At 38.6% G+C, this 21,017-nt stretch carries 18 protein-coding genes and 1 pseudogene; all 19 read left to right on the forward strand.

What is annotated here, in order from left to right; all coding sequences use genetic code 11:
• Positions 1-54: 54 nt before the first annotated feature.
• The 19 genes and pseudogenes from V1468_RS12375 (at position 55) to V1468_RS12465 (ending at position 21,017) form a co-directional block, all read left to right on the forward strand.
• On the forward strand, positions 55-3,795 hold the full coding sequence (locus V1468_RS12375) for an efflux RND transporter permease subunit (protein WP_331810540.1): 3,741 nt from the start codon (positions 55-57) through the stop codon (positions 3,793-3,795).
• Positions 3,792-5,009, forward strand: coding sequence for a TolC family protein (locus V1468_RS12380; RefSeq protein WP_331810541.1), 1,218 nt, complete (start codon positions 3,792-3,794; stop codon positions 5,007-5,009). The genes V1468_RS12375 and V1468_RS12380 overlap by 4 nt, the downstream gene beginning before the upstream one ends.
• A 3-nt stretch (positions 5,010-5,012) precedes the next feature.
• Entirely contained in the window at positions 5,013-7,307 is a 2,295-nt protein-coding gene (locus V1468_RS12385; RefSeq protein WP_331810542.1) for a multicopper oxidase domain-containing protein, read from the forward strand.
• A 43-nt stretch (positions 7,308-7,350) separates the two neighbouring features.
• Positions 7,351-7,986, forward strand: coding sequence for a DUF3347 domain-containing protein (locus V1468_RS12390; protein ID WP_129759405.1), 636 nt, complete (start codon positions 7,351-7,353; stop codon positions 7,984-7,986).
• A complete protein-coding gene (locus tag V1468_RS12395) occupies positions 7,987-8,439 on the forward strand; it encodes a heme-binding domain-containing protein (RefSeq protein ID WP_331810543.1) in 453 nt (150 codons plus the stop codon). It abuts the gene before it with no gap.
• Between the two features lie 17 nt (positions 8,440-8,456).
• Positions 8,457-9,002, forward strand: coding sequence for a DUF3347 domain-containing protein (locus V1468_RS12400; protein WP_331810544.1), 546 nt, complete (start codon positions 8,457-8,459; stop codon positions 9,000-9,002).
• Positions 9,003-9,401: 399 nt separating this feature from the next.
• Positions 9,402-9,536, forward strand: coding sequence for a hypothetical protein (locus tag V1468_RS12405; protein ID WP_331810545.1), 135 nt, complete (start codon positions 9,402-9,404; stop codon positions 9,534-9,536).
• Between the two features lie 12 nt (positions 9,537-9,548).
• A complete protein-coding gene (locus V1468_RS12410) occupies positions 9,549-10,100 on the forward strand; it encodes a potassium channel family protein (RefSeq protein WP_331810546.1) in 552 nt (183 codons plus the stop codon).
• Positions 10,101-10,120: 20 nt separating this feature from the next.
• Positions 10,121-10,603 carry a YybH family protein gene (locus V1468_RS12415; RefSeq protein ID WP_331810547.1) on the forward strand — a complete coding sequence of 161 codons (483 nt, stop codon included), beginning with the start codon at positions 10,121-10,123 and terminating at the stop codon, positions 10,601-10,603.
• Positions 10,604-10,609: 6 nt separating this feature from the next.
• Positions 10,610-11,320, forward strand: coding sequence for a PepSY domain-containing protein (locus V1468_RS12420; RefSeq protein ID WP_331810548.1), 711 nt, complete (start codon positions 10,610-10,612; stop codon positions 11,318-11,320).
• Between the two features lie 4 nt (positions 11,321-11,324).
• Positions 11,325-13,127 (forward strand): efflux RND transporter periplasmic adaptor subunit, encoded by a 1,803-nt coding sequence (locus V1468_RS12425; RefSeq protein WP_331810549.1) that lies wholly within the window; start codon positions 11,325-11,327, stop codon positions 13,125-13,127.
• Between the two features lie 39 nt (positions 13,128-13,166).
• Positions 13,167-13,361, forward strand: coding sequence for a hypothetical protein (locus V1468_RS12430; protein WP_331810550.1), 195 nt, complete (start codon positions 13,167-13,169; stop codon positions 13,359-13,361).
• A 3-nt stretch (positions 13,362-13,364) separates the two neighbouring features.
• Positions 13,365-13,931, forward strand: a complete 567-nt coding sequence (locus tag V1468_RS12435; protein WP_331810551.1) for a helix-turn-helix domain-containing protein — start codon at positions 13,365-13,367, stop codon at positions 13,929-13,931.
• Positions 13,932-14,080: 149 nt separating this feature from the next.
• A complete protein-coding gene (locus V1468_RS12440; RefSeq protein WP_331810552.1) occupies positions 14,081-14,644 on the forward strand; it encodes a DUF305 domain-containing protein in 564 nt (187 codons plus the stop codon).
• Positions 14,645-14,956: 312 nt separating this feature from the next.
• Complete coding sequence (locus tag V1468_RS12445) at positions 14,957-15,328, forward strand: ArsR/SmtB family transcription factor (RefSeq protein ID WP_273420625.1); 372 nt, start codon at positions 14,957-14,959, stop codon at positions 15,326-15,328.
• A 1-nt stretch (position 15,329) separates the two neighbouring features.
• The gene (gene merTP, locus V1468_RS12450; RefSeq protein ID WP_331810553.1) at positions 15,330-15,959 is read left to right on the forward strand and encodes a mercuric transport protein MerTP; all 630 of its coding nucleotides are present in this window, start codon (positions 15,330-15,332) and stop codon (positions 15,957-15,959) included.
• Positions 15,959-16,165: a GDCCVxC domain-containing (seleno)protein gene (locus tag V1468_RS12455; RefSeq protein ID WP_273420621.1), complete on the forward strand. Its 207-nt coding sequence runs from the start codon at positions 15,959-15,961 to the stop codon at positions 16,163-16,165. The genes merTP and V1468_RS12455 overlap by 1 nt, the downstream gene beginning before the upstream one ends.
• A 53-nt stretch (positions 16,166-16,218) precedes the next feature.
• Positions 16,219-16,527 (forward strand): DUF6660 family protein, encoded by a 309-nt coding sequence (locus V1468_RS12460; RefSeq protein WP_331810554.1) that lies wholly within the window; start codon positions 16,219-16,221, stop codon positions 16,525-16,527.
• Between the two features lie 145 nt (positions 16,528-16,672).
• Positions 16,673-21,017 (forward strand): annotated as a pseudogene (locus V1468_RS12465) (CusA/CzcA family heavy metal efflux RND transporter).

A 21,017-nucleotide genomic window follows, 5' to 3' on the forward strand; every position in this document is an offset into this window, starting at 1 on the left:
CTGTTTGGTTTTTGTTTTAGACAACAAAATTATAATTACTTAAAAATCATTTATATGCTAAATAAAAGCATCAAATTCTTAATAGAAAATAAACTAGTAGCGGTTCTGTTACTAGCCTTATTCGTGGCTTGGGGAGTTGTAAACGCACCTTTTGAATGGAATACCGGTTCCTTACCACGCAATCCTGTAGCGGTGGATGCCATTCCTGATATTGGGGAAAACCAACAAATTGTATTTACTAAATGGGATGGGCGTTCGCCACAAGATATTGAAGACCAAATAACCTATCCGCTTACCACTTCACTTCTTGGTATTCCTGGGGTAAAGACCATACGGAGTTCTTCAATGTTCGGTTTTTCCAGCATTTACATCATTTTTGAAGAGGACATAGAATTCTATTGGAGTCGAAGCCGTATTCTCGAAAAATTAAATTCGTTACCTGCTGGATTATTGCCCGACGGAGTAAATCCCGCACTAGGTCCAGATGCTACAGGTCTCGGGCAGATTTACTGGTATACTTTGGAAGGCCGCGATGAAAATGGAAATGTGACTGGTGGTTGGGATTTACAGGAACTTCGTAGTATTCAAGATTTTTACGTGAAATATGCATTGTCCTCGGCGAGTGGTGTTTCAGAAGTAGCCTCTATTGGTGGTTACGTTTTAGAATACCAAGTAGATGTCAACCCAGAGTTGATGAAACAGTATAAAATTGGCTTAAATGAGGTTGTTAAAGCAGTTAAACAAAGTAATCAAGATGTAGGCGCCCAGACCTTAGAAATCAATCAGGCTGAATATCTAATCCGTGGTTTAGGGTATGTTAAGTCTATTTCAGACCTGGAGAATGCAGTAGTTACTTCAGAAGATTTTACCTCTATACGCTTAAAGGATATTGCCAACGTCTCTCACGGCCCTGCGACAAGAAGAGGGCTTTTAGATAAGGAAGGTGCTGAAGTTGTTGGTGGTGTTGTAGTAGCCCGTTATGGCGCTAACCCTATGGCGGTTATTAATAATGTTAAGGAGAAAATAAATGAACTAAGTTCGGGCTTACCTTCTAAAACACTGAACGATGGAAGAACATCGCAATTGACCATTGTTCCTTTTTATGATAGAACCGAACTCATACAGGAAACATTAGGAACACTTGATGAAGCATTGACTCTAGAAATTTTGATAACCATTTTCGTAATTATCATTATGGTATTCAACCTCAGGGCTTCTGTATTGATTTCAGGACTATTACCTGTGGCGGTATTGATGGTTTTTATATCAATGAAGTTGTTTAATGTAGATGCCAATATTGTCGCTTTATCTGGTATTGCCATCGCCATTGGTACAATGGTAGATGTGGGAGTTATTCTATCTGAAAATGTACTGCGTCACATAGATGAAAATGACCAGAACCTACCAATGAATACAGTTGTATATAATGCCACAGCCGAGGTCTCTGGCGCTATTCTAACTGCTGTTATGACCACAATAATAAGTTTTATTCCTGTATTCACTATGATAGGAGCTGAAGGTAAGTTATTTCGACCTTTGGCCTTCACGAAAACAGCGGCACTCACAGCATCTCTTATAGTGGCATTATTTCTTATACCACCTTTTGCAGCCTATTTTTTCAGAAAGCGTAATGTAAAAATTTCTTTTAGATACATTCTCAATATTGCTTTAGTAATAATTGGTCTGTTAGCAGTAATTTTTGGACATACCCTTGGGCTTATACTGGTTGCATATGGTATTGTTGGTTTACTGTCTGTTAAAGAAAAAATATCGGCAGATAGAGCTAATATCATCAACATATTTATTTCAGCCTTTGCCATTGTATTCTTGTTGGCGGAATATTGGAGACCATTGGGTGTAGATAGAAGCATTTTCTGGAACTTAATATTTGTGGGCCTAATATGCTTTGGCCTGTTGGGTATATTTACGCTTTTTAGGAGCTATTACGTGCGCATATTAAATTGGGCGTTACGCAATAAACTCTTGTTTCTATCGATACCTACTGCTATTGTTGTCTTCGGTGTTATGATAATGCGGAATACGGGTAAGGAATTTATGCCATCACTTAATGAAGGGTCTTTTCTTTTAATGCCCACATCAATGCCCCACGCTGGAGTTGAAGAGAATAAGCGCGTATTGCAACAACTAGATATGGCCGTTGCTAGCATCCCAGAGATTGAAACGGTGGTTGGTAAATCTGGACGTACAGAATCGGCTTTAGACCCAGCACCGTTGTCAATGTATGAAAATGTAATTCAGTACAAGTCTGAATACATTTTAAATGATAAAAGAGAAAGACAACGATTTAAAGTTAATGAAGATGGTCTCTTTATGTTAAAGGATGGTAGCTTGGTTACAAATCCAAATGTTGAATTGGAAGTAGACGAAGGCAAGTATGATGCCACCTTATTAAAAGACCCTTTTAACATTACCGATAGACAACTTATACCAGACGATGATGGTGAGTATTATAGAAACTGGCGACCAGAAATTGAATCGCCCGATGATATTTGGAAAGAGATTGTAAAGGTAACTAAACTTCCCGGAGTTACTTCAGCACCTAAATTACAACCTATTGAAACCCGATTGGTAATGCTTCAAACGGGTATGCGAGCGCCAATGGGTATCAAAGTGAAAGGGCAAGATTTAAATGAGATAGAAGCCTTTGGAGTGCAATTGGAGGATATATTAAAACAAGCCGACGGTGTTAAGGATGAAGCGGTTTTTGCAGACCGAATAGTTGGTAAACCTTACCTTTTATTGGATATCGATAGAGACAAGCTTGCTCGTTATGGTATTTCCATACAGCAGGTACAGCAAGTGATACAAGTGTCTATAGGTGGTATGGTGCTTACACAAACTGTTGAAGGCAGGGAGCGATATGGAATACGTGTACGTTACCCAAGAGAACTACGTGCAAATCCTAATGACTTAAAAGATATTTATGTTCCGGTAGAAAAGGGCAACCCAGTACCCATAAGTGAATTGGTTACCATTCGTTATGAGCAAGGACCACAAATCATAAAAAGTGAGGATACTTTTTTAGTAGGTTACGTGCTCTTTGATAAGTTGGATGGTTATGCCGAGGTAGATGTGGTAGAAAACGCCCAAGCGCTCATACAAGAAAAGATTGATAATGGACAGCTTGTTGTGCCAAAAGGAATTAACTATCAATTTACAGGAACCTATGAGAACCAATTAAGGGCCGAAAAAACACTTGGTGTAGTTGTGCCACTCGCATTGCTAATTATATTTCTCATTCTTTATTTCCAATTCCGTTCTGTTGCAACATCCCTTATGGTATTTACAGGAATTGCCGTAGCGTTTGCGGGAGGCTTTTTAATGATTTGGTTTTATGGCCAGGATTGGTTTTTGAACTTTAGCTTCTTTGGTGAAAACCTACGAGACCTGTTCCAAATGCACACTATAAACTTGAGTGTTGCCGTTTGGGTTGGGTTTATTGCATTGTTTGGTATTGCCACAGACGACGGTGTGGTAATGGCAACCTACCTCACACAGACCTTTGATAAAAACAAGCCTAAAGACAGAAAAGGAATAAGAGCGTCAGTAATTGAGGCTGGAGAAAAGCGTATCCGTCCTTGTTTGATGACGACGGCAACAACCATTCTTGCCTTGTTACCAGTACTCACTTCAACAGGTAGAGGTAGTGATATAATGATACCAATGGCTATTCCAAGTTTCGGAGGTATGTTAATTGCACTAATAACCTTATTTGTTGTACCGGTATTATTTAGTTTGAAACACGAACTTAAATTAAAAAAAGCTACAAAATGAGAAATATAATTCTATTGGGAATTGTCTTTTTCGCTTTCGCGAAGATTAATGCACAGCAATTAGCTTCTTACATTCAAGAAGCTCAAGATAACAATCCCGAAATTCAAGCTTTTGAATTGCGCTACAACATAGCAGAAGAAAAAGTTAATGAAGCTAATACCCTGCCAGATACACAAATAAGTGCTGGCTATTTCATTAGTGAACCTGAAACACGAACTGGAGCGCAACGCGCACGTTTCTCAGTCAAGCAAATGTTACCATGGTTTGGGACTATTTCGGCAAGGGAAAATTACGCAAGCTCAATAGCTGAGGCCCAATATGTAGATATTGTCATTATGAAGCGCAAATTGGCACTTTCAGTCTCTCAATCCTATTATAAACTATATGCTATTAGGGCCAAACAATTGGTTCTCGAGAAAAATATCGACCTTTTAGAAACCTATGAACGTTTAGCATTAACGTCGGTAGAAGTTGATAAGGCATCAGCTGTTGATGTACTTCGTCTTCAAATTAGGCAAAATGAACTTGTACAACAAAAAGAAGTATTAGAGCAAGATTACCTTGCCGAACAGGCAACCTTCAATAATCTATTAAATCGTGATGAGACCATTGCTGTAACTGTGGTTGAGGATATGTTTATTCCAGATGAGGACGCATTAATATTGACAGAAAATCTTCAGTTAAATCCTGAACTCATTAAATATGATAAACTCTATGAATCCGTTGGGCAATCAGAGTTGTTGAATCAAAAACAGAGCTCACCCAATATAGGCTTTGGGCTGGATTATGTACCAGTTTCTGAGCGTCCTGATATGAATTTTACTGACAATGGAAAGGACATCATAATGCCAATGGTATCTATCTCAATTCCAATTTTTAACAATAAATACAAATCTGTAACAAAACAGAATCAGTTAAAGCAGTTGCAGATACAGTCCCAAAAAGAAGATAGATTAAACAAACTTGAAACCCTATTAGCAGATGCGAAGTACAACCGAGAAAATGCGAGAATTAAATTCAATATTCAATCGGACAATCTAAAACAAGCAAATGATGCTGAAGAAATCTTGATAAAGAATTATGAAACGGGCACTATTGATTTTAACGATGTACTGGATGTTCAAGAGTTGCAATTAAAATTTCAAATAAACCTTATAGAATCTATTAAAGGCTATTATGTACAATATGCTTTGATTAATTATTTAACACAATAAAAAATGAGAACAATAAACATAATCACATTATTACTATTTACCTCATTCACTTTTGCCCAAGTAGGCACAAACGGTTCGGATAGGAAGGAAGAAGGACGAACTATAAAGGAATATAACCTTACTATAGAAGAAAATAAAATGACGCTTGGGGGTGTAAGCGCAAAAGCAATGACCATCAATGGTAGTATTCCAGGACCTGTTCTAGAATTTGATGAGGGAGACCTTGCCATAATCAACGTAACCAATAAAATGGATGAAGAAACCTCTGTGCATTGGCACGGTTTGATACTTCCCAATTTTTACGATGGTGTACCCTATTTAACCACGCCACCTATTAAACCCGGAACAACTTTCCAATACCGAATACCCATCAACCAATCGGGTACGTATTGGTACCATTCCCATACAATGTTACAAGAGCAAAAGGGTGTTTATGGGTCTATTATCATTCATCCAAAAGAAAAAACTCTGGAATACGATAAAGATTTGGTGGTGGTTTTGTCAGATTGGACCGATGAAAAACCAATGAATGTATTACGAAACCTTAAAAGAGGTAACGAGTGGTATCAAGTTAAAAAAGGTACTGCGGTCCCTCTTAGCAGGGTCATTTCAGAAGGAGCCCTTGGTGCTCAATTCAAATTTTGGAGAGACCGTATGGAAGGAGCCGATATAGCAGATATCTATTATCCTGCATTTCTGACCAATGGAAAGTCGTTAGCGGAATATCCAGAATTCAAACCAGGGGAAAAGGTTCGACTTCGCTTTATCAATGCATCCGCTTCCACTTATTATTGGTTGGACTTTGGCGGTGGCAACCCGATGGTCGTTGCGGGCGACGGTATTGATGTGGAACCTGTAGCAAAAAGCCGTTTCCTCTTCGGTATTGCCGAAACCTATGATGTTATCGTTACCATTCCCGAAGGTACTTTAGAAGTTACCGCCACCGCTCAGGACGGTTCTGGAAGCACCTCGTTGCGTTTGGGCGAAGGCATCCTATACCCAGCCGAAAGAATTGGCAGGCCTGATAAAGTGGAAATGATGAAGCAAATGGCCAAAATGGATATGAAAATGGGAGCGCCTTCAATGGTAGGTAACAAAAAGAAAAAAACACCTGAATACCTGAAGGAGAATTATGGGATGAAAATGGATATGAAGGACGGAAAAATGAATATGAACGATGGTATGAACGATGGCAAAATGGGTAATCAAATGGATATGAAGGCAAACGACCATATGGGTCACGATATGTCTATGATGCAAAAGGACACCGTGTCTTTCGATTACAGCACACGTAAAACCTATTTCAACTACGACTTTTTAAAGGCAACCGAAAATACCACATTCAAGGCCAACTTACCCGTAAACGATATTCTGTTGAACCTGACCGGAAATATGCAACGCTATGTTTGGAGTATGAACGGTGTTCCACTTTCGGAAACCGATAAAATAAAAATAAAAAGTGGTGAAGTAACCCGAATAACACTCAACAATCTAACGATGATGCACCACCCAATGCATTTGCACGGTCATTATTTTAGGGTCGTTAACGAAAATGGTGAACGTTCACCATTAAAGCATACCGTCAATGTACCGCCAATGCAGAAAGTGGTTATAGAGTTCTACAACGAAGAGTATGGAGATTGGTTCTTTCATTGTCACGTACTATATCATATGATGGGAGGTATGGCAAGGGTGTTTAGTTATGATACCCCAAGAGATAAAAGAATGGAAGATTTTCCCGTTCAGAAACTCATAGATGAAACCGACCATTACTATTCTTGGGGATTGTTGCGTGCAGGCTCAAACTTTAATGAACTCTTTTTAACCTCTAGCAATATCCGTAACGAATTTGGATTACGAGCAGAATTCGATTATGACAAAAATCTTGAAGCTGAAGTAAATTACAACAGGTATCTCAATGATTGGGTGCGTCTCTATGTAGGTGTTAATACCGAAACCGAAATACCAAATTCCTTCGATGAGTTCAATACAGTTGGTCTTATTGGTGTAAAATACTTTACACCTTATAGATTCAATGTAGATGTGAGTATGGATAACCAGCTACGCCCAAGAATACGCTTGGACAGAGAACTATTGATTTTTCCAAGAATTTTTCTGGAAGGCGAATATGAATATAGAGCAGACTTTGGATGGGTGAATGATTTAGGAGATAGCTCTTTTGAAAGCGAAACACAATGGTTGGTAGGTCTTTCATACATCCTCTCTAGAAATTTTTCAATTCAAGGAAACTATAACAACCGATATGGTTGGGGTGGCGGTCTTTTAGCAAGATTTTAAATAAAGATTAACATATATCAATAATAATTAAATCAAAAACAAAATGAGCAAATTAAAATTAGTATTAGGGATAGTTGCAATAGCATTTGTAACCTTAACAGCAGTGTCTTGTAAAGACGCTAAAACAGACAAGAATAATTCAACAGAGCATCATTCAGAGATGAATGCAGATGGAGACCATTCAAAAATGAATCACGATAACAGTGATGGACACCACGATGGTGAAAAAAAGGAAATGGCAATGAATGGAAATGGTGCCTCACAAGCCGTATTAAATGATTATTTCAATCTTAAGGACGCTTTGGTGGCAGATGACAACGCAAAAGCGAAAAATTTAGGAGCCGTTTTGGCAAAAAGTCTGGGTAGCTTGGATATTTCTAAATATACGGAAGAAGAAAAGTCAGAATTAAAGGAAATTATTGAAGATGCAGTTGAGCACGCAGAACATATCTCAGAAAGCGATATAGCGCACCAAAGAGAACATTTTAAAGTATTGAGCAAGGATATGGCTGATATGATAGCAATCACCGGAACATCGATGACCATTTATGAGCAGTACTGCCCTATGTACGATAACAACAAAGGCGGTGCCTGGCTCAGTATGAATGAAGAAATCAGAAACCCGTATTTCGGTGCCAAAATGCTGAAATGTGGTAAAGTACAACGTGAAATCAATTAAATGAAGGCTGTAAAAATCATAGCATGGATAGCATTAATTGCCTTTGTGGTTATCCAGTTTTTTCCTGTGGACTATAACCAGAGCGAAACGGTTCCCGATACTGATTTTATGCTGGTAAATGATGTCCCAAGTGATATTCAAAACAAACTGCAAGTCTCTTGTTATGATTGCCACAGTAACAACACACAGTACCCTTGGTACAGCAAGGTGCAACCCATAGCTTGGTTCTTAGAAGGGCATATCAAAGAAGGAAAAGCAGAGTTAAACTTCAATGAATGGGATTCCCTTTCCAGTCGAAGAAAAGCAAGCAAGCTAAGGTCTATCGTTAAACAGATTGAAAATGGTGAGATGCCTTTGGCTTCCTATACTTTAATTCACAAGGAGGCTACTTTTTCAGAAAAAGAAGCACAGAGGGTTGTTAAGTATATGGAAAATTTAAAAGACAGTTTATAATTAAAAAAAAAGATAAGATGAAAAATTTAAAAATCAGTGTAATAGTAATGTTACTGTTAACAGTTTCTTTTACCAATGCACAGGAAAAGGAAAAAATGAATCACGACCATAATCACAATAAAATGATGGATATGAAAGGTGATACAAAAGCAGAGGCAATTTTAAGTGATTATTTCAGCTTAAAAGATGCTTTGGTAGCAGATGATTCAGAAAAAGCAGTTGAGGCAAGCACTAAATTGGTGGCTTCACTGAAAGCGTTCGACGAGTCTAACTATACAGCTAAAGAGCAAAAAGAATTGACTGATATTATTGAGGATGCCACAGAGCACGCAGAACATATTTCAAAAAGTGAAATAGCCCATCAAAGAGAGCATTTTAAAGTGTTGAGTAGGGATATTACCGATATAGTAGCTATTACGGGCACAAAGAATAAGCTGTACCAACAGTTTTGCCCAATGTATGATAAGGGGAGTGCTTGGTTAAGCACTAAAGAAGAAGTGAGAAATCCATATTACGGTAGTCGAATGCTAAAATGTGGAAAAGTTCAAAAAACTATTCACTAGATAATCTGTTTCAAGCAATCTACCTATCGTGCTGGTTTATTAGTTAACAGAGGATAGAAGATACCAGGTTGTCAGGATAGTTAAAAAGTCCTGTCGTGGGAAGGAAAATATTGATGGTTAGTGTTAATTCCTTCCCATGTCAGGCACAAGATAATAGAAAAAGAAAGATTGATTTGGTTAATAGCAGCCTGTTAAGAAGGGAGAGGGATTAAATCCCCCTAGAATTATAGTATCCCTCTTCCTTTATCGGGCAAAATACAAACTTTTGGAAAGGAGAAATTCTTTTAGAAGTACTTGATTATGGGAGTGAAACCTGTTTTTTGATTGATGGATAGAGTTTAACTCTCATTTTCAAGTAGTAATGGTTGGAAGTTGCAGTGAGAATAAAAATTTAAAACGATGAAAGAATGTTGTAAAGACGGATGCCACCACAAAGCAGAAAAATCTGCTGTTAGAAGATGGTTTAATTACATACTGTATGCAATACTGATTGTAATAATTGGTAGTGCGTTGGCACTTCAACTATTTAATTAGAACACAATGAATATGGAAGATATAACCAATATACCTAAAGACACAGGGTTTTACGAACAGCTCTTTAAAAAAGTATTGTTCACTGCTGGCGTAGTTACGCTTTTGTCCTTAAGTTATGTATTATGGGTTAATGAAAATTCTGATAACTTATTTCTGCCATTTTTAATTGTTGGGTTAGCCTTGGCCAAAATGATATTCATTGTTAGACTCACTTTTATACAATTAAGTAAAATAATAGGCGAAAGCCATCAGCTTACGCACGTTCTTACATTGTTTGCTGTATTAATTGTCTTGATTATCCTTTCGTTTTCAGCAGATTATCTAGCGTTGTACGTATTGAATTCAGAAAATTTTAAGTCTGCAACATCACTTGAAGGTTCATTTTTTAAAGGGTTTTTTGAGTTTACATATTTCAGCCTAATTACTTTTTCATCTGTTGGTTTTGGAGATATAGTGCCATTAACAATTCCTGGTAAACTCTTGGTAATTATGGAGGTTTTCTTGAGCTTTTTGGTTTTGGTTTTTGGTATTGCCAACATTAATAGAATACACGTCAATAAATAAAACATTATAAAACTAAAATTATGAAAACACTTAAACTAGCAACAACCTTAATACTACTTCTGTTTACCACTGGCCAAATCTTTAGCCAAAATGCAGGGAGTACAACAGATAAAGAAGCTGTTCTAAAAATAATGAAATCGTACAAAGATGCATTGCAAAATCTCACTACCAAAGGCACATTTGAGTTGTTTGCAAAAGATTCCGAGGTATATGAATCAGGCGGTATTGAGGGTACCTATGAGCATTACATAAAACACCATCTAGGTCCAGAACTGGGGCACTTTAAAAGTTTTACTTTTTCAGATTATAAAATCGATGTGAAAGTAGATGCACCCTACGCATTTACTACAGAAACCTATGTTTACACCATCGTATTAAATCCAGACGAAACAGGTAAGTCACGAACTATTAAGAAAAAAGGAGTAGCAACCTCAATTCTAAAGAAAATAGATGGCCAATGGAAAATTATTAAAACACATTCTTCATCAAGAAACAAAAAGTAGTTGTTAATGGTAGGTAGAAAAACAGCACTTAAAATTAGAAAGGCACATAGGTATTTAGGTCTTTTTATTGGGATTCAATTCCTAATGTGGACGATTAGTGGTCTGTATTTTAGTTGGACAGATATTGATGATATCCACGGAGACCAGTTTAAGAAAGAGATACCTAAACAAACGTCCTTCAATAACCTTTTAGGTACTGCTCAACTAAACTTAGAGGAGCCAATTAAAAACTTAGAACTCTTGGAAATAGCTGGTGAACCTTATTATTGGATAAATGAAAACAACTTGTACAATGCTGTTTCAGGTAATAAAAAGAATGAAATTACCAAACAAGAAGCAATCAAAGTAGCTGAGCGTTATATGTTATCAGATTTAAAAATAGATAAAATACAGAGAATTGAAGCAGTAAGCGACCACCACGAATATAGGGGAAGACCTCTGCCAGCTTATGAGATTTCATACAAAACTGATGAAAATCTTAAAGTTTATGTGGCAATTAAAAATGGAGCGTTTCAAACAGTTCGCCACCGAGATTGGCGTTGGTTCGATTTTTTATGGATGACACATACTATGGATTATCAAGGACGAGATAATTTTAATACCATTGTTTTAAGAGCATTCTCATTGTTGGGATTAATAACAGTATTGAGTGGTTTTTTACTTTGGTATACATCATCACCTACAATTAGAAAAATAAATAAGAGAACAAAAAAGTAATATTATGAATAAAAACATTATTTACATAAGTGTTGCGGTAATTGTTGGCCTGTTTGGTGGCTATCTAATTTTCGGTAGAGGTTCTGCTGATACAGCAACAAACACAGTTTTGGATGGTCACAACCACTCAGAGGAAATCGCTACTAACCAAATGTGGACTTGTTCGATGCACCCACAGATTATGCAACCGGAACCAGGAGATTGCCCTATTTGCGGAATGGATTTAATACCAGCAGAAGCAGGCACAGATGGTCTCAATGCTAATGAGATTAAAATGACAGAAAATGCTATGGCTTTGGCTAATATTCAAACCTCAGTTGTAGGGCAGGGACAAATGGGTGATAACTCATTAAAGCTATCGGGTAAGATTAGGCCCAATGAAGAATCTAATGCGGTACAAGTTACCTACTTTGGTGGTAGAATAGAGCAATTATACGTTAATTCTACAGGAGAACGTGTAGGTGCAGGACAACGTTTGGCTACTATCTATTCACCAGAATTAGTTGCTGCACAACAAGAACTACTAACGGCGTCCTCACTTAAAGAATCGCAACCAGAACTTTATAAGGCCGTAAGAAATAAACTTAAACTATGGAAACTTTCAGAGAAACAGATTAACGCTATTGAATCTGCTGGAAAAGTGCAAGAATATTTTCCCGTATTCGCCACGGTTTCTGGAACAGTCACTCATAAGATGGTAGAAGAAGGCGACTATGTAAAGCAAGGTCAACCACTATATAAGATTGCAAACTTTAATACCGTTTGGGCAGAATTTGATGCTTATGAAAATCAAATTGCATTATTAAGAGAAGGTCAGACTATTAAAATAACGACAAACGCCTACCGTAATGAAGTTTTTGATGCAAAAATTTCATTCATTGACCCGCTATTAAATTCAGCGACTAGAACTATAGTTGTAAGAGCTGTATTAAATAATATAAAAGACAAGTTTAAACCAGGAATGTTCGTTGAAGGTACCATTGAAGGCATTCAATCGGGTTCTAAAAGTGCAGTAACCGTTCCTGCTACCGCTGTTTTGTGGACAGGAAAACGGTCTGTAGTTTATGTTAAAACAAAACCGAACGAACCTGTCTTCGAAATGAGAGAAGTTTTATTGGGTAATACCAATGGTGAGAGTTATACCATTCTTGAGGGACTTGCAAATGGTGATGAAGTAGTGACAAATGGAACATTCACTGTAGATGCAGCAGCACAATTGCAAGGCAAAAAATCAATGATGAATGCTGAAGGGGGAAAAACTATGACAGGACACGAAGGCCATCTAGGAATGCAAAATGACGGTTCAGGGGAAAAGATGAACAGCACCAATCATTCAGAGATGAACAAGAGAATTGAAGTTCCTAATAAATTTCAGAGCCAATTAAAAGAGGTTTTTGATGGCTATATTCTATTAAAGGATGCTCTAGTTGATGACAACTCTGAAGAAGCACAAACTGCTGCAAAGAAAATAAGTCAGAATTTAGCAAAAGTAAATATGAAATTATTGTCCGATGAAGAAGCACATAACCATTGGATGACAATCCAAAAAGAGGTAAAAAATTCTGCAAATGCTATTGAAAACAATTCAGATATAGCGGCACAAAGAGGACATTTTAAGCACCTTTCTGCACATATGATAAGTGCTGTGCAACTTTTTGGCGTAAACCAAAAAGTCTTTAGCGAGTATTGCCCTATGGCAGATAACAATAAAGGTGCCTATTGGTTAAGCCTTGAAGAAGAAATTCGCAATCCGTATTACGGAGAAGCAATGTTAAAATGTGGTGAAGTAAGGGAGACCATAGAATAGGTCAGCCTTAAATAAGAGTCCCATAAAGAAATATATGCAATGGTAAGAAGAGCGATGATGAGTGAGAGTAGAAGAAATAGGAGAAAAGCTGAAAGAAATAAACACCGAACCAAGAACAATATCACTAAAAAAGATAGAATTATTGGAGTATTGGCACTAATCATCATATTTATTATTGCCGCTATTGCAGCGTATTACTATTCACTTTCAAAAGCAGGGTTAAAGTTGTTTTAAAAAATGAGTTATAAAGTTCACATAAAAAATATGGTATGTCCACGATGTATCTCTGCGGTATCTAATATGTTGCAAGAACTGAAGATACCATATAGCTCAATAAAATTGGGAGAAGTTGAATTAACAAAATCTTTAAGCGTGGAAAATAAAAACAAATTTTCCAAAGCACTACAAGATGTTGGATTCAGTCTAATCAACGACCGTAGAAGTCAGCTTATAGAACAGATGAAAACCTTAGTGGTAGACAAAATTTATTACTCATCAGAAGATTTGAACATTAAATGGGCAGACTTTATTAGTGAAAAATTGCGCCTGGACTATAAATATTTAAGCTCACTTTTTTCATCAGTAGAGAGTATCACTTTTGAACAGTTTATCATTAACCAAAAAATTGAGCGTGTTAAAGAACTCATCGTTTATGACGAGTTAACCTTAAGTGAAATAGCTTTTATGTTAAACTATAGTAGTGTTGCTTACTTAAGTAATCAGTTTAAAAAAGTTACGGGAATGACACCTACACAGTTTAAAAATAATAGAGATAAGAACAGAAAATCGCTTGATGAATTTTAGGATATTGAGAGTTCAATGCCACTTTTATGTGGTAAAATCGATTAGTGTTTTAAAAGAGTTAAAGTATTACCTAATGTAGCAAATACTTGTTTTGTATAAATCTTAATTTTAATAAATTAAACTAATTAAAATAACCAAAAATATAAACTATGGAAAACAACGAAAAAAAGCCAAATAATTATTTAAAATTTTTCGCAATGATTGGCACCTCAATGATTGCGATGTTCTTTTTGATGTACACACACTCGTATCAGATTATTGACCATTTCTGGTACAGTGAGACCCGTTTTTTTATGACCCTGATTATGGGTGGGTCGATGGTCATTATTATGCTTCTGTATATGTTAAATATGTACAAAGAGAGAAACAAGAATATTATGATTTTGAGTCTAGGGGTTTTATTGATTGCAGGGGGGATTTGGCTAGTTCGAAGTCAAATAACAGTTACTGGTGTTGACTATATGGAAGGAATGATACCCCATCACTCTATAGCTATTTTAACTAGCGAACGTTCTAAAATAAAAGATGTCAGGGTAAGGAAACTTGCCGATGAAATCATCAAGGCGCAACGTAGGGAAATAATGGAAATGCAATGGTTAATCAATGACATCAAGGAAAATGGAATAGTGGAAACAGAAGAGGAGAGAAAGAATCGCCCAATTCCCAAATTTGAAGGTTCACTTACCGAGGAAACAAAGAATCTAAACGATTAAGAACTTAAGTATACATCATCGATTAAAAGAAAAAGGATTTACCTTAAATAATCTTTCCAATTAGGGAAAGGCTTTAGAGGTTGAAAATCTTTTTTCTTTTAGAGGTTGATGAATTCAAAAAAATTGATTGCTAGCCTGCAAAAGATTCTTAACGAGAATGGTAGATTGATTTTTTCCCAAAAACTACATTTACTTTTAGAATATAACATTTGAGATTTTAAGTTATAGTTAATTTGAATGATGTGTTAGCTTTTTTTATTTAAGTATTTGCTTAAATAATAATATAAGTATAAATTTGCTAAAATTTTAATTATGGCTCTTGAATTAAGTTGCACCCGTGCCGAGGCAGACCAGAAGCAGTTGATGCGTTGTCGTAACATTTTGAATACAACCTCAGAATTAATCATTAGTGTCGGCAAGGTACTGGCCCTGGCAGGTAATGAGACCAGACTGAAGATACTTTTCCTGCTAAACGAGGAAGGTGAGCTTTGTCCTTGTGATTTTTCAGATATACTGCAAATGAGTGTCCCAGCAATTTCACAACACATTCGAAAGATGAAGGATGCCGGATTGATTTCTTCGAGACGAGATGGTCAAACGTTGTATTACTCTTTGGTCAAAGATTCAAGCGAGGTATTGGAAGGAATTTTCGGCAGGCTTAAAGAAAACAAAAAAGTAGCATAGAATGAATATGGAAAAATCATCAAATACAGTAGCGTACACTGGAATAATTTCAGCAATAGCGGCATCAATATGCTGCATAACCCCAGTTTTGGCATTGATTGCTGGCATAAGCGGAATTGCCTCAACTTTCTCTTGGATAGAACCTTTCAGACCTTATTTAGTAGGGCTAACGATTTTGGTGCTTGGTTTTGCTTGGTATCAAAAACTAAAACCCCAAAAAGAAATTGACTGTGAATGTGAGACAGATGACCTGCCTGCCGGTAAGGCAGGAAGGCCTAAATTTATTCAATCAAAAACCTTTTTAGGAACAGTAACTCTACTTGCTATAATAATGTTGGCTTTCCCATACTATTCAGGGATTTTTTATCCAAATACAGAAAAGCAAATAATCATAGTTGACAAATCAGACATTAAAACCACTGAATTTAAAATCAGCGGGATGACCTGCACGGGTTGTGAAGAACACGTAAACCACGAAATAAACAAACTTAATGGAATTGTACGTTCAAAAGCATCCTACGAAAACGGAAATGCAATCGTTGAGTTTGACAAAACCAAAACCAATGAAACGGAAATCGAGAAAGCAATTAACGCAACAGGTTATAAAGTAACCAACAAAAAGGAAAACTAATGGAAGTCCAGTTAAAATCAGAAATAACTTGCCCAAACTGCGGACACAAAAAAGTAGAGCAAATGCCAACAGAATCCTGTCAATTCTTTTACGAGTGTGAGAATTGTAAAAAAGTATTACGACCAAAAGAAGGTGATTGTTGTGTTTATTGTTCGTATGGAACAATTGCTTGTCCACCAATTCAAAATAATAAAAGTTGTTGCTAAAAGCATTATAATTTTGCAACACAGTTGCACAAAAATATTTTTATATTTGTATTGTGAAATTCATAACGCTTATATTATCAATTTACTTTCTAACACTCAATACAGTACCTTGTAGTGATATAGATAAGAGTATTGATGATTCTCAGGTAGTTTCTGTTGTTGACTATAATGGGGAACACGATGAAGACTGTGAACTTTGTTCGCCTTTTTGTCATTGTCATTGTTGTCACGTTCACACGATAAGTTTTAGTTTACCTTCATTCAAACCTTATCAACCCGAAGTGCCAAAAGAGTCTTTCAACCATCTTGATAGTCTTGAAAGTAACTTTTATCACTCTCTCTTTCAGCCCCCGCAGGTTTAATTCAGTTTTATAGGATAGCTATATCAAGTTTTGAGGTTTTCAGCTTTAGAAAACTTCAAACGGTGTATTTCGCTTGTGCGCCTGTCCAGAGTGCAGTCGAAGGGAAAGCACAATTTCATTTTTAACTGAATTAACACCTAAATCTATGATTAACAGAATCATTGATTTTTCAATCAATAACAAATTTATTATCGGTCTGCTCACATTGGCACTCATTGGTGCTGGGATTTATAGTATGACCCAAGTTCCCATAGATGCCGTACCAGATATTACCAACAATCAGGTACAGGTCATCACGCAATCGCCCAATTTGGGCACAGAGGATATAGAGCAGTTTGTGACCTATCCCGTGGAAGTGGCGATGAGCAACCTGCCCGATGTCAAGGAAATACGTTCGATTTCGCGATTTGGACTTTCCGTGGTAACGGTAGTTTTTGACGATGATATGGGAACCTATCTGCCCCGTCAGCTAGTTTCCGAGAAACTTACCGAAGTGCGCGAACAGATTCCTGAAGAACTCGGTCAACCTTCTATGGGACCCATCTCAACAGGTTTGGGCGAGGTGTACCAATACACCTTAAAGGTCGAGCCTAAGTTTCAGGACAAATATTCCCTTGCCGACCTACGCACGATGCAGGATTGGATTGTACAACGACAAATGGCGATGGTGCCTGGCGTCGTTGAAATCAATGCGATAGGTGGAAAGATTAAACAATACGAAGTGGCCGTTGACCCCAACGAATTGAAGTCTATCGGGCTTACCATTACCGATGTATTTAAAGCCTTGGAAGCAAACAATAAGAATACGGGTGGCGCCTACATCGAAAAGAACCACCAGGCCAACTTCATTCGGGGTGAAGGTTTGGTACGTAACCTCAATGACATCAAGAAAATCGTTATTAAAAATGAAAATGGTGTGCCCATCACCGTAAACGATGTGGCCGATGTACGCTTCGGTTCCGCCGTTCGCTATGGGGCATTAACGCAGGATGGCGAAGGCGAGGTCGTCGGTGGACTGGTAATGATGCTCAAAGGCGCAAACTCAAACGAAGTCATTGTCCGCGTTAAGGATAGGATGGCCGAAATCCAGAAATCACTTCCCGAAGGCGTGGTCATCGAACCCTTGTTGGATAGAAGTAAACTCATCAGTGAGACCACAGGCACGGTACGCAACAATCTTCTGGAAGGCGCGCTCATCGTGATTTTTGTACTGGTCTTTCTTTTGGGGAACTGGCGTGGCGGACTGATTGTGGCATCGACCATTCCCCTATCCCTATTGTTTGCCTTTATCCTAATGAATGTTTTTGACGTATGGGCGAACCTGATGAGCTTGGGGGCAATCGACTTTGGTATTATCGTAGATGGGGCGGTCATTATCGTGGAAGCGAGTGTATTTCTTATGGCCAGTTATGTGCTTAAAAAGAAATCTTTGGATAAGAAAGACCGTGACGAAATTGCAGCCGATGCATCCAAAAAAATGATGAACGCTGCCTTCTTCGGGCAGTTGATAATTTTAATTGTTTTCTTACCCATCCTTGCACTTGAAGGCGTCGAGGGGAAGATGTTCCAGCCTATGGCACTCACGTTCATCTTTGCGATGATTGGTGCAATGGTACTATGTCTGACCTATGTGCCGATGATGTCCGCCTTGTTCCTGAAACCGCCAAAAAAGGAAAAGAAATCGTGGGGCGACCGTTTTGTACATTGGGTACAACGCAAGTATGAGCCCCTATTGTTAAACGTCTTGGAAAAAGGAAAATGGGTCGTTAGTATTGCGGTGGCCATCTTTGCCGTGGCCATCTTCACGTTTACCAAAATGGGTGGTGAGTTCATACCGCAATTGGACGAGGGCGATATTGCCTTCCACGCTATTTTGAAACCCGGAAGTTCATTGAGCGAGACCATCGAGACCACCACAAAAATAGAACGCATCGTAAAGGCCGAATTTCCCGAAGTGGAAAAAATAGTCAGCCGTATCGGTGTTGCGGAAGTGCCTACCGACCCTATGCCGATGGACTTTGCCGATGTATTCGTAATACTGAAACCGCAGGACGAATGGGTGTCTGCCGAATCCAAATATGAACTTATTGAGAAGATGAAGGATGCGGTGAGCACTATACCTGGTGTCAATTATGAATTTACGCAACCCATCGAAATGCGGTTTAATGAGCTATTGGAAGGCATCCGTGAGGATATTGCGATTAAAATATATGGTGAGGATATCAATGTGCTTGCGTCCAAAGCGGACGAGATTACCAAAATTATCGCAGGTACTGAAGGTATAGGCGATATGCGGGCAGAAGCCACTTCGGGCTTACCGCAGATGACGATAAAGTACAATCGCAACAAACTGGCCCAATACGGCGTGAGCATCGATCAACTCAATACGATGGTGCAATCCGCTTTCGCAGGTGGGTATGCAGGGGTCATTTTTGAAGGTGAAAAGCGTTTTGATTTGGTGGTCAGGCTCGATGAGCAGAACCGCAGCGATATCAACGATATCCGTAATCTCTATATCAATCTACCGAACGGTTCACAAATTCCACTTCAAGAACTGGCAGCCATCGAATACACACCAGGACCGATGCAGATAAGCAGGGACAATACCAATCGCAGAACCTATGTAGGCGTTAATGTACGTGGTCGTGATGTGGAATCGCTGGTCAATGAGATTAAAGAGAAACTGGATGCCAACTTGGATTTACCCCCCAGGTTATTTTATCCGTTATGGTGGTGCCTTTGAAAATCTGGAAAGGGCCAGCGACCGTTTGCAGACCGTAGTTCCCATTGCACTGTTGCTCATATTCATCCTGATTTACTTTGCCCTAAAATCCTTTCCGCAGACCTTGATGATATATCTGGCCATCCCAATGGCGACCATAGGCGGTGTGTTCGCTCTCTGGCTCAGGGATATGCCCTTCAGTATTTCCGCAGGGGTTGGCTTTATCGTGCTTTTCGGGGTTGCCGTACTGAACGGTTTGGTAATGATTAGCGGACTCAACGAACTGAAAGAGGAAGGCGTTACCAACCTAAAAGAGCGAATCGTTGAAGGAACAAAAAGAAGGGTACGCCCCATTATGCTCACGGCCTTTACCGATATTCTCGGTTTTCTGCCTATGGCCATTTCCGCATCCGCAGGGGCAGAAGTTCAGCGACCATTGGCGACGGTCGTTATAGGTGGATTAATTACATCCACCTTATTGACCCTATTCATTCTTCCCATTTTCTATCAATGGGTAGAAAAACGTTCGGAACGCAAAATAAAGGTCAATCCGAAAATCGTAACCGCTTCTGTGGTGGTATGTTTCTTTTTTGCTTTCGCGGAAGTAGAAGCGCAGCAAGTTCATCAGAACGATACATTACCCGTTGTTTCATTGGAACAGGCCGTAGAAATATCCAAAGAAAACTATCCGCTATTGATAACAAAACGGCTGGAAATTCAAAAGCAGAATGCTCTGAAAGGTACTGCCTATGATTTGGGTAATACCCAAGTATTTACGGGCGGTGAGGAAATTTCAGAAGGTCAAGGTATTTATACAATAGTTGGTGTAGGCCAGCAGAACATCAACCTGTTCGGTATCGGTTCAAAGAAGCGGTTGCAAAAACAGCGTATCGCCTTGGCGGAAACCGCACTTGACCTTACCGCATTGCAAGTGGCACAGGAAGTCAAAAAAGTGTGGTCACAGGCCTATCAGCAACGGCAGAAATATGAACTCTACCGTGAACTGGATTCCATCTACTCGCAGTTTGAAAAGGCCATTGAACTGAACTACAAGGTAGAGGCTATTTCACGCTTGGAATATTCATCGGCGACCAATCAGGCATTGCAAATCAGCAACAAACTGCAACAGGCCGAAAGTGATTACGCCATTGCCCTACAGAAGCTCAATCTTTGGTTGGTTTCCGACACGTTCTATACCGTTCCCGATTCGTTGGATGGTAGCGAAGTGGCAGTACTGGGAATTCCATCAACCATAGAAACCCATCCCGAACTGGAACTTTCGCAAAAGCGGATTGATGAAGCCCAAGCCAGCTACAAAGCTGAACGTTCCGATTTGTTGCCCAATTTCAACCTTCAGGGCGGATTGCAACGGGTGAATGGCAGTAGCGGATTCTACACCTATCAGGCGGGAATATCTCTTCCGCTGTTTTCTCGTGCCGAACGCAGTCAGGTCAAAGCTGCCAAATTGGAAAGTGAAATCGCAAAAGCCAATGCAAACTTTACCAAACGTCAACTGCAATCGGAATACCGACAAGCGGTAGAAACCTATCAAAAATGGGAAGCATCTTGGCAATTCTATAAAGACAAAGCTTTACCGCTTGCTGAGGAACAGAGACAAGGCGCATTGCTGGCCTATAAGGAAGGTGCCGTGGATTACGCCGCTTTTACCCAAATTATTAGGGATGCCATACAGACGGAAATGGATGCGCTGAACGCTCTCGACAATTATCTAAAATCAGTTTTCGAACTACAATATTTCAAGCAATAA

It is taken from the genome of Winogradskyella poriferorum (genome assembly GCF_036553625.1).
Lineage (GTDB): Bacteria > Bacteroidota > Bacteroidia > Flavobacteriales > Flavobacteriaceae > Winogradskyella > Winogradskyella poriferorum.